Annotated in this window: 9 protein-coding genes; 7 read left to right on the plus strand and 2 right to left on the minus strand. The window is 65.7% G+C overall.

Features of this window, described 5'->3' with window-relative positions; genetic code table 11:
• Positions 1 to 138 precede the first annotated feature (138 nt).
• From AB4Y44_RS24560 to AB4Y44_RS24570, 3 genes are all read left to right on the plus strand, one after another.
• Positions 139 to 822 (plus strand): type 1 glutamine amidotransferase domain-containing protein, encoded by a 684-nt coding sequence (locus AB4Y44_RS24560; protein ID WP_342923833.1) that lies wholly within the window; start codon positions 139 to 141, stop codon positions 820 to 822.
• 181 nt (positions 823 to 1,003) lie between these two features.
• Entirely contained in the window at positions 1,004 to 2,101 is a 1,098-nt protein-coding gene (locus tag AB4Y44_RS24565; RefSeq protein ID WP_342923832.1) for an NADH:flavin oxidoreductase/NADH oxidase, read from the plus strand.
• Positions 2,102 to 2,143: 42 nt separating this feature from the next.
• Positions 2,144 to 2,443 carry a putative quinol monooxygenase gene (locus tag AB4Y44_RS24570; protein WP_368701133.1) on the plus strand — a complete coding sequence of 100 codons (300 nt, stop codon included), beginning with the start codon at positions 2,144 to 2,146 and terminating at the stop codon, positions 2,441 to 2,443.
• Positions 2,444 to 2,545: 102 nt separating this feature from the next.
• Here AB4Y44_RS24570 and adhP read toward each other — a convergent pair whose 3' ends face one another.
• Complete coding sequence (adhP, locus tag AB4Y44_RS24575) at positions 2,546 to 3,574, minus strand: alcohol dehydrogenase AdhP (protein WP_342923830.1); 1,029 nt, start codon at positions 3,572 to 3,574, stop codon at positions 2,546 to 2,548.
• A gap of 214 nt (positions 3,575 to 3,788) precedes the next feature.
• Between adhP and AB4Y44_RS24580 the strand changes: the two genes are divergently transcribed.
• The 4 genes from AB4Y44_RS24580 (at position 3,789) to AB4Y44_RS24595 (ending at position 13,699) form a co-directional block, all read left to right on the plus strand.
• The gene (locus AB4Y44_RS24580; protein WP_368701134.1) at positions 3,789 to 6,143 is read left to right on the plus strand and encodes a tetratricopeptide repeat protein; all 2,355 of its coding nucleotides are present in this window, start codon (positions 3,789 to 3,791) and stop codon (positions 6,141 to 6,143) included.
• Positions 6,144 to 6,368: 225 nt separating this feature from the next.
• On the plus strand, positions 6,369 to 12,266 hold the full coding sequence (uvrA, locus tag AB4Y44_RS24585; RefSeq protein ID WP_368701135.1) for an excinuclease ABC subunit UvrA: 5,898 nt from the start codon (positions 6,369 to 6,371) through the stop codon (positions 12,264 to 12,266).
• A 305-nt stretch (positions 12,267 to 12,571) separates the two neighbouring features.
• Positions 12,572 to 12,802, plus strand: a complete 231-nt coding sequence (locus AB4Y44_RS24590; protein WP_368701136.1) for an H-NS family nucleoid-associated regulatory protein — start codon at positions 12,572 to 12,574, stop codon at positions 12,800 to 12,802.
• A 318-nt stretch (positions 12,803 to 13,120) separates the two neighbouring features.
• Positions 13,121 to 13,699 carry an NnrU family protein gene (locus AB4Y44_RS24595; RefSeq protein ID WP_342923827.1) on the plus strand — a complete coding sequence of 193 codons (579 nt, stop codon included), beginning with the start codon at positions 13,121 to 13,123 and terminating at the stop codon, positions 13,697 to 13,699.
• Positions 13,700 to 13,868: 169 nt separating this feature from the next.
• Here AB4Y44_RS24595 and pcaG read toward each other — a convergent pair whose 3' ends face one another.
• Positions 13,869 to 14,456 (minus strand): protocatechuate 3,4-dioxygenase subunit alpha, encoded by a 588-nt coding sequence (pcaG, locus tag AB4Y44_RS24600; RefSeq protein WP_368701137.1) that lies wholly within the window; start codon positions 14,454 to 14,456, stop codon positions 13,869 to 13,871.
• Positions 14,457 to 14,459: the final 3 nt, after the last annotated feature.

Here is a 14,459-nt window from a genome sequence, read left to right on the forward strand (position 1 = left end):
AAGCAGCGGCAGCGCGTGAAGTGCGCGCAATTGTCGCGCATTGCGCGGAATTACTAGACGACCGGTCTAATAGTGCGTGATAAGCCCGGTTTCCAAAGGGCGCGCGAGCGCCCGAACCCAACCCAAAAAGGAACGCCGATGAAGGTACTGATCGTTTTGACCTCGCACGAGGACCTCGGCAACACGGGCAAGAAGACGGGCTTCTGGCTCGAGGAATTCGCCGCGCCGTACTACGCGCTGCGCGACGCTGGCGCGGAACTGACGCTCGCATCGCCGAAGGGCGGCCAGCCGCCGCTCGATCCGAAGAGCAGCGATCCCTCCGCGCAGACCGATGCGACGCGGCGTTTCGCATCCGATACCGCGGCGCAAACGGCGCTTGCCAATACGAAACGCCTCGCCGATATCGACGCGAGCGCGTTCGACGCCGTGTTTTACCCGGGCGGCCACGGCCCGCTCTGGGACCTGGCCGAAGATCCGGTTTCGATCGCGCTGATCGAAAAGACGATCGCCGCGGGCAAGCCTGTCGCTGCCGTCTGCCACGCGCCGGGCGTGCTGCGTCAGGTGAAGCGGGCGGACGGCCAGCCGCTCGTGGCCGGCAAGTCGGTCACCGGTTTTTCGAACGACGAAGAAGCCGCCGTGCAGTTGACCGACGTCGTGCCGTTCCTCGTCGAGGACATGCTGAAGGCCAACGGCGGCCAGTACTCGAAGGCCGCCGACTGGCAGCCGCACGTCGCAATCGACGGCCTGCTCATCACGGGCCAGAACCCGGCTTCGTCGGAGCCGGTCGCTGAAGCCCTGCTCGCGGCGCTGCGCCGCGCGTGATGTTGCGCGAACGCGCGCGTCTTTGGCGGGCGCGTTCGCTTCCCTCGATTTCCTTTCGGCAACGCTGCGAGGCGCGCTCGCAGCGCGTGTCCGGCTGCGCGTCGCCGCAAGGAAATCCCGTTTTTGCCAACCGGCGCAGGTGCCGCGCGAGGCGCGACCTGTGCCAAGAAAGGAGTTGTAGATGTCCGCATTGTTCGAACCGTTCAAGCTCAAGGGCGTGTCCCTGCGCAACCGCATCGCCGTGCCGCCGATGTGCCAGTACATGGCTGTCGATGGCGTGATCAACGACTGGCACCACGTCCACTACGCGCAGATCGCGCGCGGCGGCGCGGGCCTCGTGATCGTCGAGGCGACGGCGGTTTCGCCCGAAGGCCGCATCACGCCGGGCTGCACGGGCCTGTGGAACGACGCGCAGATGGAGGCGTTCAAGCCCACCGTCGCGGCGATCAAGGCAGCGGGCGCCGTGCCCGGCATCCAGATTGCGCACGCGGGCCGCAAGGCGAGCGCGAACCGCCCGTGGGAAGGCGACGACCACATCGCCGAAGGTGACGCGCGCGGCTGGCAGACCATCGCGCCCTCGGCAACGGCGTTCGGCGCGCATTTGCCGAAGGTGCCGAAGGCGATGACGCTCGACGATATCGCACGCGTGCGCGAGGACTTCGTGGCCGCGGCGAAGCGCGCGCTCGAAGCCGGCTTCCAATGGCTCGAACTGCACTTTGCGCACGGCTATCTCGCGCAGAGCTTTTTCTCGACGCATTCGAACCAGCGCGACGATAGTTATGGCGGCAGCCTCGAAAACCGCAGCCGTTTCCTGCTGGAAACGCTGGCCGCGGTGCGCAAGGTCTGGCCGGAGCACCTGCCGCTGACGGCGCGCTTCGGTGTGATCGAGTACGATGGCCGCGACGAGGAAACGCTCGCCGAATCGATCGAACTGGCCAAGGGCTTCAAGCGCGAAGGCCTCGACATGCTGGGCGTGAGCGTCGGTTTCTCGACGCCCGCCGCGCAGATTCCGTGGGCGCCCGCGTTCCTCGCGCCGATTGCACAAAAGGTGCGTCGCGCAGCCGGTCTGCCGGTGTCGTCGGCATGGGGTATCGGCACGCCGGAACTGGCCGAGCGCTCGGTGGCGAAGGAGCAACTCGACGTCGTGATGGTCGGGCGCGCGCATCTCGCGAATCCGCACTGGCCGTATTTCGCGGCTCAGGAACTGGGCGTCGAACGTGCCGCGTGGACCTTGCCCGCGCCGTACGCGCACTGGCTCGAGCGCTACAAGGTCGGCTGATATTGGCCGACCGGTTCAACCGTTGACGATGAGGGAATGACGATGACCGTCTATCTATTCGCGAGCATCACGCCCAAGCCCGAGCATGTCGCCGATGTGGAGGCACTCATGCGCGACATGGTTTCGCACACGCGCAAGGAGCCGGGCAATTTGCGCTACGACCTGCTGCGCCGCGCCGATGGCGCACCGGGCTTTTACCTTTATGAAACCTATGTCGACGAGGCCGCGTTGCAGGCGCATCGCGATAGCGCGCACTTCGTGGCGTACCGCGCGAAGATTGGTGCGTGGGTGACGGAGCCGCCCGAAGTGAAGCTGCTGAAGGGTGTGGACGTCGCGGACTGAAGCCGCACTATGTGCCGCAATCGTTGCGGCGATCCATTGACGCGCCGGACATCGCTTTGCAGCGGTGTCCGGCGCGTTGTTCATTGAGCGGCCGCGCGCCGCCTAGCCCGCCATATCGAGCACGACGCGGCCTTCGATCGCGCCGCGCTCCATGCGTGCGAACACGTCGTTGATGTTCTCCAGTTTTTCCGTGGAGACGGTCGCCTTGACCTTGCCTTCCTGTGCGAACATCAGCGACTCTTCGAGGTCGAGACGCGTGCCGACGATCGAACCGCGCACCGTCACGCCGCCCAGCACCATGTCGAAGATCGGCAGCGGAAAGTCGCCGGGCGGCAGGCCGTTCAGTGACACCGTGCCGCCCCGGCGCACCATGCCGAGCGCCTGCGAAAACGCAATGGGCGAGACCGCGGTCACGAGCACGCCGTGCGCGCCGCCAATTTCCTTCTTCAGATACGCAGCGGGATCGGTCGTTTTCGCGTTGACCGTCACGGTCGCGCCGAGGCGTTTTGCCAGTTCGAGTTTCGTATCGTCGACATCGACGGCGGCGACGTTGAGTCCCATCGCACGCGCGTATTGCACGGCCATGTGGCCGAGGCCGCCCACGCCGGAAATCACGACCCAGTTGCCAGGGCGCGTGTCGGTGACTTTCAGGCCCTTGTAGACCGTCACGCCGGCACAGAGCACGGGTGCGATTTCGATGAAGTCGATATTTTTCGGCAGCAGGCCGACGTAATTCGCGTCGGCTTTCGCGTATTGCGCAAACCCGCCGTTGACCGAATAGCCGGTGTTTTGCTGCTGCTCGCAAAGCGTTTCCCAACCACCGAGGCAATGTTCGCAATGGCCGCATGCCGAGTAGAGCCAAGGAATGCCCACGCGATCGCCTTCCTTCACGTGCGTGACGCCCGCACCCACACCCACGACATAGCCCACGCCCTCGTGACCGGGAATGAACGGCGGCTGCGGCTTCACGGGCCAGTCGCCGTGCGCGGCGTGCAGGTCCGTGTGGCACACGCCGCACGCTTCGATTTTCACGAGCAGCTCGCCTGGCCCCGGAGTGGGGACGGCCACTTCCTCCAGCACGAGGGGTTTGCCAAATGCGCGGACTACCGCGGCTTGCATCGTCTTGTTCATCGTTGGGCTCCTGTCGAAGCTGAGTGGCGGCGCGCGGCCGGATGCGTTGCGCATCGCGGTGTCGCCGCACGTCCGCTTGCCTTTCGAGTTTGAAGGAAAGAATTGTCGTGTGCGATGAACTTGCTCAATAGTTGGTAATAAAACGGCTGAGAAGATTTCGAAAGAAAGTGCCGTTAATATTGAATAAGGTTTGGTAACGAATTCAATGAGCCCGATGCAGAACGACTCCCTTTACGAGCGCGCCAGTGAGAGCCATTTCGCCGGCGACCTGCTGCGCGCGCGTCAGTTGTACATCCAACTGCTCGAAGCCGACGCAACGCACGCGGGTGCGATGTTTCGTCTCGGCGTGATCGGTTTGCAGGAAGGCGCGCCGGGTGAGGCGATCGGCTGGTTGCAGCGCGCGCTCGCTGTCGACACCGGTCAGCGGCGCTATCGCGAAGCGTTGGGGCAGGCGTATGCCATGGCCGCACGCCATGCCGAAGCGGCGGAGGTCTATCGCGGTCTGTTGGCGGACGACGCGTCGTCCGCCGATCTCTGGTGCGGGCTCGGCTCGGCGCTGCAGGCGCAGGGTGCGCTGGCGGAAGCGGTGGAGGCGTGGCGCACTGCGCTGGAGCGCGAAGCGAACCGGGCCGACGCCTGGAACAACCTCGGCAATTGTCTGCGTCTGCTGGGCGACTCCGGCGAGGCTCAGGCCGCGTATCGCCGCGCGCTCGCCTTGCAGCCGGGCGATGTCAACGCGTTGACGAACCTCGGCACGCTGCTGCAGGAAGCGGGTCGGGACGAGGAAGCACTCGACAGCTTGCGCGCCGCATTGGCGGCCGCGCCGGGCACGGCAGTCGCGATGATCAACCTCGGCGTGCTGCTGACGCGTCTGGAGCGTCTGGACGAGGCATTGCCCCTGCTCGAACGCGCGGTGGCCATCGAACCGCATATGGCGCATGCGGCCTACAACTATGGCGTCGCGCTGCAGGCGCGCGGCCGTTTGCGTGAGGCCGAAGCGCAATATCGCCGAGCGCTGGCGCTCGACGCGGCGCATGCGGAAGCGGCGAACAACCTTGGGAATGTCTGCCGCGATCTCGGCGATTACCCGGCTGCACGTGTAGCGTACGAAACGGCCATCCGCGCCCGGCCGGATTTCGTCGACGCGTTCAACAACGCCGCCAACCTGATGCGCACGCTCGGCAGCCTCGACGAGGCGCAAGCGCTGTTGCGCCAGGCCCTCGACCTCGATCCGTCGCGCTCGGCCACGCTCAACAATCTCGGCAACGTGCTGAAGGACTGCGGGGACCTGGACGAAGGCATCGAATGCTTTCGCCGGGCCGTGGCGGGTGAACCCGGCAACCTCATCGCGCACAGCAATCTTCTGTACGCGTTGTCGTTCCAGGCCGAAGACCCGCAGGCGATTCTCGACGAGGCGAGACGCTGGTCCGCGCAGCACGAAGCGCCGCTCGGCGTGCAACGCACGCAGGCGCCTGTCGAACCCGCTGCGGGAAGGCGCTTGCGCATCGGTTACGTATCGGGCGATTTTCGTGAGCATTGCCAGGCATTGTTCATGACGCCGCTGTTCGCCCATCACGACCGCACGCGCTACGAGATTCACGCGTATTCGAGCGTGGTCAGGCCCGATGCGAGGACTGCACGACTTGCCGCGCACGTCGACGAGTGGCACGACGTGCGCACGTTGAGCGACGCGGCACTGGCGGACCAGATCCGTGCGGACGGCATCGATATCCTCGTCGATCTCACGATGCACATGTCCAATGGCCGGCCTCTGCTGTTCGCTCGCAAGCCGGCGCCGGTGCAGGTCGCCTGGCTCGCTTATCCGGGCACGACGGGAATCGGCGCGATGGACTGGCGGCTCACCGATCCCTGGCTCGATCCGCCCGCGCACGATAACCACTACAGCGAAAAGTCGTGGCGTTTGCCGCACACGTTCTGGTGTTATGACCCGCTTGCTTCGGAACCCGAAGTGAATGCGCTGCCGGCATCGAGCGCGGGATACGTCACGTTCGGCAGCCTGAACAACCCGTGCAAGCTCACCAATACGACGCTGAACCAGTGGGCCCGTGTATTCGCCCGCTTGCCTGAGGCGCGCCTCGTGCTCATGGCCGCCGAGGGCGAAGCGAGGCGCCACCTCGCGCTTCGGATCGCGCGGGCCGGCATCGACCCGGCGCGCGTGCGCTTCCTGCCGTTCCGGCCGCGCGCCGATTATCTGCGCAGCTATCACGAGGTCGATCTCGGGCTCGACACGTTGCCGTACAACGGCCATACCACCTCGCTCGACGCGCTGTGGATGGGGGTGCCCGTCGTCACCCGGATCGGGGCGACCGTGGCGGGGCGCGCGGGATTGAGCCAGCTCGCGAACCTGGGGCTTGCCGAACTGGCCGCCGATTCAGACGACGCCTTCGTGGAGACGGCGGTGAGTCTCGCGAACGACCTGCCGTGCCTCGCGAAGCTGCGCGCCACGCTGCGCGAACGCATGGCGCATTCGCCACTCATGGACGGCGAACGCTTCGCGCGCGGCGTCGAGGCGGCGTACGAAGGCATGTGGCGTGCCGCAGCGCAATAGGGCGATCTGGCGCGTAAAAACGGGGCAACCGGCGGCCCGGACTCAGCTGAACGGCCATCCAGCGTGCTGTATAAATATACAGTAGAATCCTAGCCTGACAGCCAGGGCCGCGCGTCGATTTCCCGCGCGCGCCGCGCTGCAAGTTGCCGGGCCGCGCCGCGTATTTGCCCCATTTCGCGCGCCGTCCGGCCCCACGCGTGTGATCCAGCCGGAATGCCAGCGCAAGTGAGCGATAACCGATCCATCCGAATCCGTGGTGCCCGCCAGCACAACCTCAAGAACCTCGACCTCGACCTGCACACCGGCGAAATGACGGTCGTCACCGGGCCTTCGGGCTCGGGCAAATCGAGCCTCGTCTTCGACACGCTTTACGCGGAAGGGCAGCGCCGTTACGTCGAAACGTTCAGCGCCTACGCGCGCCAGTTCCTCGACCGCATGGACCGGCCGCAGGTCGATCGTGTGGACGGCGTGCCGCCCGCCATCGCCATCGACCAGACCAACCCCGTGCGCAGTTCGCGCTCCACGGTCGGCACGATGACGGAGCTGAACGACCACCTGAAGCTGCTCTACGCGCGCGCCGCAAATCTGTTCGACCGCGTCACGGCGCAGCCCGTGCGGCACGACACGCCCGAGACGATTTACGCCGAACTGATGGCGCGCACGGCCGCGGGCGACCCGCGTCTCGTGGTCACGTTTCCGGTCGAGCTGCCCGATACGACCACCGAGGAAGAAGTCGCGCAGTGGCTCTCCGCGAGCGGCTATACGCGCGTGCAGGCGCAGCGCGAGGTGAAGACCACCGAAGGCACGCGCAAGCTGCTCGACGTGGTCGCCGACCGTTTCCGCATGCAGAACGTGGAGAAGAGCCGCGCGATCGAGGCGATCGAAGCCTCACTCAAGCGCGGCAGCGGGCGCGTGAATATTTACGTGCTCGAGAGCGGTGACGCCGAAGCTGCGGCCGAGCCGCAGATCTGGCGCTTCTCGACGGGGCTGCACTGCCCGGACAGCGATCTGCGCTACGCCGATCCGCAGCCCGCGCTGTTCTCGTTCAACTCGGCCTACGGCGCCTGCGACGCGTGCCGCGGGTTTGGCCGCGTGATCGGCGTGGATTGGGGCCTCGTGATACCCGACGAGCGCAAGACGCTGCGCGGCGGCGCGATCAAGCCGCTGCAGACGCCGGCGTGGAAGGAATGCCAGGACGACCTGATGCGCTATGCCGCGAAGGCCGGCATTCCGCGCGATACGGCATGGTCGGAACTGACGCAAGCGCAGCGCGATTGGGTCATCAACGGGGCGCCGGACTGGAAGGGCAGTTGGCAGACGCAGTGGTACGGCGTGAAGCGCTTCTTCCAGTATCTGGAATCGAAGGCCTACAAGATGCACATTCGCGTGCTGCTGTCGAAGTACCGCAGCTACACGCCGTGCGAAACCTGCGGCGGCGCACGCCTGAAAACCGAGGCCCTGCAATGGCGCCTCGGCACGCAGCAGAACGCGGACGACGTGCTCGCGCCATCGGGGCGCTTCCTGCCGCACGGCGTGGACTGGACACGCGCGCAGCTCGAAGCGCTGCCGGGCCTCACCGTGCACGACGTGATGCTGCTGCCGATCGAGCGCATTCGGCGCTTCTTCGACAATCTTTCGCTATCCTCAGCATTGCTCGACGATGCGCTGAAGCTGCTGCTCGAGGAAGTGCGCACGCGCCTGAAGTATCTCTGCGACGTGGGCCTCGGCTATCTGACGCTCGACCGCCAGAGTCGCACGCTTTCGGGCGGCGAAGTGCAGCGTATCAACCTGACCACGGCGCTCGGCACGTCGCTCACGAAAACGCTGTTCGTGCTCGACGAACCCAGTATCGGCCTGCATCCGCGCGACCTCAACCGTATCGTCGAAGCGATGCAACGTCTGCGCGATGCGGGTAACACGCTCGTCGTGGTCGAGCACGATCCGTCCGTGATGCTCGCGGCCGACCGCCTCATCGACATGGGTCCCGGCCCCGGCGAACGCGGCGGCTCGATCGTCTATGACGGCACGCCGAACGATATCCGCTCGTCGGGCACCCTGACGGGCGAGTACCTGGGCGGCCACCGTGCCGTCGCCGACGCTTCGCACTGGGAGCGACGCCCCGTCGATACGTCCACGCCGAACCTGCTGCTCGAAGGCGCGAGCGAGCACAACCTGCGCGACGTGACCGTGCAGATTCCGCTGCAGCGGCTCGTTTGCGTGACGGGCGTCTCGGGCTCGGGCAAATCGACGTTGGTGCAGGACGTGCTGTATCCCGCGCTCGCGCGGCATCTGGGCAAGGCGACCGAAGCGCCGGGCACGTTCCGCAAGCTGAGCGGCGCGGAGCAAATCAGCGATGCCGTGTTCGTCGACCAGTCGCCGATCGGCAAGACGGCGCGCTCGAATCCGGCCAGCTATGTCGGCGCGTTTGACGAGATCCGCAAGCTGTTCGCCAAGGCGACGCTCGCGAAGCAGCGCGGCTACACGGCGGGCATGTTCAGCTTCAACTCGGGCGAAGGCCGCTGCCCGACTTGCGGCGGCTCGGGTTTCGAGCACATCGAAATGCAGTTCCTGAGCGATGTGTACCTGCGTTGCCCCGATTGCGACGGCAGCCGCTATCGCGCGGAAGTGCTCGAAGTGAAGATCGAGCGCGCGGGCCGCACGCTTTCGGTGGCGGACGTGCTCGACCTCACGGTGAGCGAAGCGGTGCAATGCTTCGCTGAGGATGCCGACGTATTGCGTGTGCTGCAGCCGATCGTGGACGTGGGCCTCGAATACGTGAAGCTCGGCCAGCCGGTGCCGACGCTCTCGGGCGGCGAAGCGCAGCGCCTGAAGCTCGCGGGCTATCTCGCGGAAACCGCACAGTCGCGCGGCAAGGAGGCGGGCGGCCGCCTCTTCATGTTCGACGAACCGACCACGGGCCTGCATTTCGACGACATCGCCAAGCTGATGCGCGCCTTCGGCAAGCTGCTCGCGGGCGGTCATTCGCTGCTCGTGATCGAGCACAACCTCGACGTGATCCGCGCCGCCGACTGGCTGATCGATCTCGGCCCCGAAGGCGGCGATGCAGGCGGCGAAGTGGTGTGCGTCGGCACGCCCGAAGATGTGATCGCTTGCCCGCGTTCGCATACCGGCGCGGCGCTCGAGCGCTATGAAGCCTCACTTGGCAGCGGCGTCGAACTGCTGGCGGAGGAAGAGGGCGTGGCGCTGCAAACCGCGTTGCGTGCCGCGCAGGCGCGCCGCGAGGTACAGGGCGAGGACGTGGTGCGCATCGTGAATGCGCGCGAGCACAACCTCAAGGCGCTCGACGTCGATATTCCGCACGGCCGCTTCAACGTCATCACGGGCGTGTCGGGCTCGGGCAAGTCCACGCTCGCGTTCGACATCCTCTTTCACGAAGGCCAGCGTCGCTACCTCGAATCGCTCAACGCGTATGCGCGTTCGATCGTGCAGCCCGCGGGACGCCCCGAAGTCGATGCCGTGTACGGCATTCCGCCGACCGTCGCGATCGAGCAGCGCCTTTCGCGCGGCGGCCGCAAGAGCACGGTCGCCACGACCTCCGAGGTGTGGCACTTCCTGCGTCTGCTCTACGTGAAGCTCGGCGTGCAGCACTGCGTGCATGACGGCACACCCGTCACGTCGCAGAGCGTCGATGTGATCGTCGCGCAACTGCTGCGCGAACACCGCGGCCAGCATGTCGGTTTGCTCGCGCCGCTCGTCGTCAATCGCAAGGGCGTCTACACCGATCTCGCGAAGTGGGCGAAGGCGCGCGGCAACACGCATCTGCGCGTGGATGGCGAATTCGTGCCCGTCGCGCCGTGGCCCAAGCTCGACCGCTTCCGCGAGCATACGATCGAGTTGCCGGTGGGCGACCTCGTGATCAAGCCTGAAAACGAGGCGCAATTGCGCACGATGCTCGGCGCGACGCTCGAAGCGGGCAAGGGCATCGTGCACCTGCTCGCGCCTCTCGACGGCCTCCATCACGTGCTGGGCAATGGCGGCTCGACGGCGAGCATCGGCGAGGTGAAGGTGCTGTCGACGCGGCGCGCCTGCCCGGTGTGCGGCACGAGCTATCCGGAACTCGATCCGCGTATGTTCTCGTACAACAGCAAGCACGGCTGGTGCACGACCTGCGTGGGCACGGGCCTCGCGCTCACGCGCGAGCAGCGCGCCGCCTACGACGACACGATCGTCGCCGAAGACGGCCGTGGCCGCGAGCAGACCCTGCCTTCGGAAGAGCAGGAACCCGACGGCATGGTCGACGAGCCGTGCCACGATTGCGGCGGAACGCGTCTGAATCCGGTGGCGCGCGCTGTGACGTTCGACGCGCACCCCATCGTCGACGTTGCGCAGTGGACCGTGGCGGATACGCGCCGCTGGATCGATACGCTGAAACTCAACGGCCGCGATGCGCAGATCGCGCGCGACGTGGTGAGCGAAATCCGCAGCCGGCTGCAGTTCCTGGAAGAAGTGGGGCTCGGCTACCTGAGCCTCGATCGCGCCGCGCCGAGCCTTTCGGGTGGCGAGGCACAGCGCATTCGTCTCGCCGCGCAACTCGGCAGCAATCTGCAGGGTGTGTGCTACGTGCTCGACGAACCGACCATCGGCCTGCATCCTCGCGACAACCAGGTCCTGCTCGACGCGCTGCGCAGCCTCGGCGAGAAGGGCAATACGCTCGTCGTGGTCGAGCACGACGAGGACACGATCCGGCGCGCCGATCACATCATCGACATTGGTCCGAGCGCTGGCAAGCGCGGCGGCCGCGTGGTCGCGCAGGGCAGTGTGGCCGATCTCGCGGCACAGGCCGATTCGCTCACGGGCCGCTATCTTGCACATCCGATCCAGCACCCGCTGCAGCCGCGCCGCGAAGTGCGTCCGGTGCGCGCGGGACGCGAGGCGGTGCCGGGTCAGTGGCTCACCGTGCACGGCGGCAAGCTGCACAACCTGCGCAACGTCACCGCGCAGATTCCGCTCGGACGTCTCGTGGCGATTACGGGCGTGAGCGGCTCCGGCAAGTCCACGCTCGCGCGTGACGTGCTGCTATCCAATCTGCTCGACGCCGTGGGGCGTTCGGTGCTGTCTTCGCCTGCCGAGCGCCGCGCGCGCAAGGCGGTGAAGGAGAAAGCGCCGAGCGCCGCGGAACGCCGTTCGAGCGTGCTCGCGCGCACGAGCGCGAAGCCGAAGCTCGAGGTTTCGCACACGTGGCAGGGTTGCGATTCGATTAGCGGATGGGAAAGCATCGACCGCGTGCTCGAAGTCGACCAGACGCCGATCGGAAAAACGCCGCGCTCGTGTCCCGCGACCTATATCGGCGTATGGGACGCGATCCGCCGCCTTTTTGCCGATACGCTCGAGGCGCGCGCCCGCGGCTATAGCGCGTCGCGTTTCTCGTTCAATACCGGCGACGGACGCTGTCCCGCGTGCGAAGGCCAGGGCGTGCGCACCATCGGTATGAGCTTCCTGCCCGACGTGAAGGTGCCATGCGACGTGTGCCACGGCCAGCGCTTCAATCCGGAAACGCTGGCCGTGACGTGGCGCGGCCGGAACATCGGCGAAGTGCTGACGATGGAAATCGACGAGGCGGTGGAGTTCTTCGGCTCGATCACGAGTATTTCGCACCCGCTGCAGCTCATGAAGGACGTGGGTCTCGGCTACCTCACGCTCGGCCAGCCTTCGCCCACGCTCTCGGGCGGCGAAGCGCAGCGCATCAAGCTCGTGACCGAGCTCTCGAAGGTGCGCGACGACATCACGCGCCGCGGCCAGAAGGCGCCGCACACGCTCTACGTGCTCGACGAGCCCACGGTGGGCCTGCACATGGCTGACGTGGCGCGCCTCATCAGCGTGCTGCATCGTCTCGCGGACGCAGGGCATAGCGTCGTCGTGATCGAGCACGACCTCGACGTGATCGCCGAAGCCGACTGGATCATCGATCTCGGGCCCGAAGGCGGCGTGGGCGGTGGCACGATCGTCGCCGCGGCCGATCCCGAAGCGCTTGCGAAGGTGCGGGCGAGCCACACTGGTGCGGCGCTCGCGCCTGTGCTGGCGCGTGGCCAGGGCGGCGTGAGCGCGGCCGAAAGCAAGCCTGCACCAGTGCGGCGCGCAACGGGCGCAGCGGCTTCAAGCTAAGGGAACGGAGCGGGCCGCAGAGGCCCGCTCTGCCTTGAAACCGCTTGATCTGTGCCGCGCGCGCAAGGTATCATGGGTTCCGCTTGCAGCAAACGTTCGCTCACCTGTAGCGGCGTCACCTGAGAGCGGAGCAGCGGACTGCAGATCCCCTCCGAACCGGTCGCGGGCTCCACATCCAGGCCACCTCATCAGTGCAGCAAGGCTTCGCAGTTCATGCGCGAAGCCTTTGTCTTTTCAGGGAAGACCATTCTTTGCCGATCGTTGTATCGGTGCCTTGCCCTTGACGAAGCGAGAGGAATTAATCGATGTTCGACCTCGATGGAGAGGCGCGCGAACGGCTCATCGTGTGGATTCGACGCCGCATGGAAGAGTACGGCATTACGTTCGAAGAGCTTGAAGCGTCTATTGCTGAAAGCGAAAAACTACCCAAGTACCGCGACGCATACGGGAATACGTGGAATGGCGAGGGCGATATGCCGGGCTGGCTGTTGCGCTATAAGCACGCGGGACAGGATATCGAGCATTTTCGCTGCTAGCCATGACGGTGCGTGAGTGCGCGCCTGTGTTGCCCTTCGACCACCAGACCGTTCGCGGCGCATGCCGCAAAGCCCGCACATTGGTGCGGCGCCCAATATTATTCAGCATAGTTTTAAAATGCCTTTCGGCGCGAGCCGGGATTTAATTGCGCCTCCAAATGTGCCGTGCCGGTTTAGGCGCGCAATGATTTATGCATTCCTTTTTGCTGGCATTTGCGCGTGTAATTAGTCAGATTTTTTGAAAACTCCGGTTGGCTGCGCGATCAAGCTGCGCGACAATCTCGCCCATTGCGTTCTTGCTACGGCAGGGAGGTAGTCATGGCGATACTCGTGCTGGGCCTCGTGATTTTCATTGGTGTCCATTCGATCCGCATCGTGGCAGGGCCCTGGCGCGCCGCGCAGATCGAGCGCCTGGGTCCGCGTGCCTGGCGAGGCGCGTTTGCGTTGCTCTCCATTCTGGGCTTCGTGCTGATCGTCTATGGCTACGGTCTGTCACGCCGCTATCCCGTGCCGATCTGGCTGCCGCCGTTCTGGATGGCGCATGTCACGGCACTCCTCACCGCCATTGCCTTCATCCTGATCGTCGCGGCCTATGTGCCGGGCAATCACTTCAAGCGCGCGGTCGGCCAGCCGTTCGTGAGCGGCGTCGCGCTTTGGGCGTTCGCGCATCTGCTCGCGAACGGCACGCTCAACGACATCATTCTCTTCGGGGTTTTTCTCATCTGGGCGTTGTTCGAGCTGCGAGGCGAGAACCGGCGCGATCGCGAGGCCGGGGTGGTCTATCCGCCGGGAGAGGTGTCGCGCGATGCGATCGTCGTCGTGGTCGGGCTCGTCGTCTGGGCCGTGTTCGCCTTCTGGCTGCATGGCGTGCTGATCGGCGTGCGGCCGCTCGGCTGAGCGTGCAGCGAGCCGCGGGCGCACCGCAAAAAAAGAAGCCTGCGCATGGCAGGCTTCACAAGGTACAGCTCGGAGTTCCGCGATCAGATCGCAGCGTCACGATCATAGGGCCAGTTCATGAAAGCCGCGTGAAAGTCCGCACGATCCGTCTCGCGTATGCATCGATGCATCAAAGATCGAAGAACACCGTTTCCTGTTCGCCCTGCATGCGGATGTCGAACGTGTAGACGATGCTGCCGGCCTGCTCGCTACGGCGCGCGATCAGCGTGTCGCGGCGCGCGGCGGGCACGGCTGAAAGCACCGGGTCTGCGGCGTTGGCTGCGGCTTCGTCTTCGAAGTAGATGCGCGTGAAGGTGTGCGTGAGCATCCCGCGCATCATCACGATCACGTTCAGATGCGGCGCTTCGCCGGCGTTCTCCACGCCCGGCTTCACGGTGTGCACGATGAAGCGGTGCTGCGCGTCCGTGCCCGTGCCCACGCGTGCAAAACCGCGGAAGCCGTCTTTGGCAATTTCCTCGCGCGAAGCGGGATAGCGGCCGTTTGCGTCGACCTGCGAAAACTCGAGCATCGCGTCGAACACAGCGTTGCCGTCGCCGTCGATCACGCGGCCGATCAGCGTGATGTGCTCGCCCGGCGTTTCAGGTCCAACCACGTTGGCTGTGAAGAGGCTCTTGAAATCGAAGTCGTATTGCTGCGGACACAGGCCGTAAGCGAAGTACGGCCCGACCGTTTGCGAAGGCGTTTCCTTGAGTGCCATGGT

Source organism: Paraburkholderia sp. BR10937, assembly GCF_040965695.1.
Lineage (GTDB): Bacteria > Pseudomonadota > Gammaproteobacteria > Burkholderiales > Burkholderiaceae > Paraburkholderia.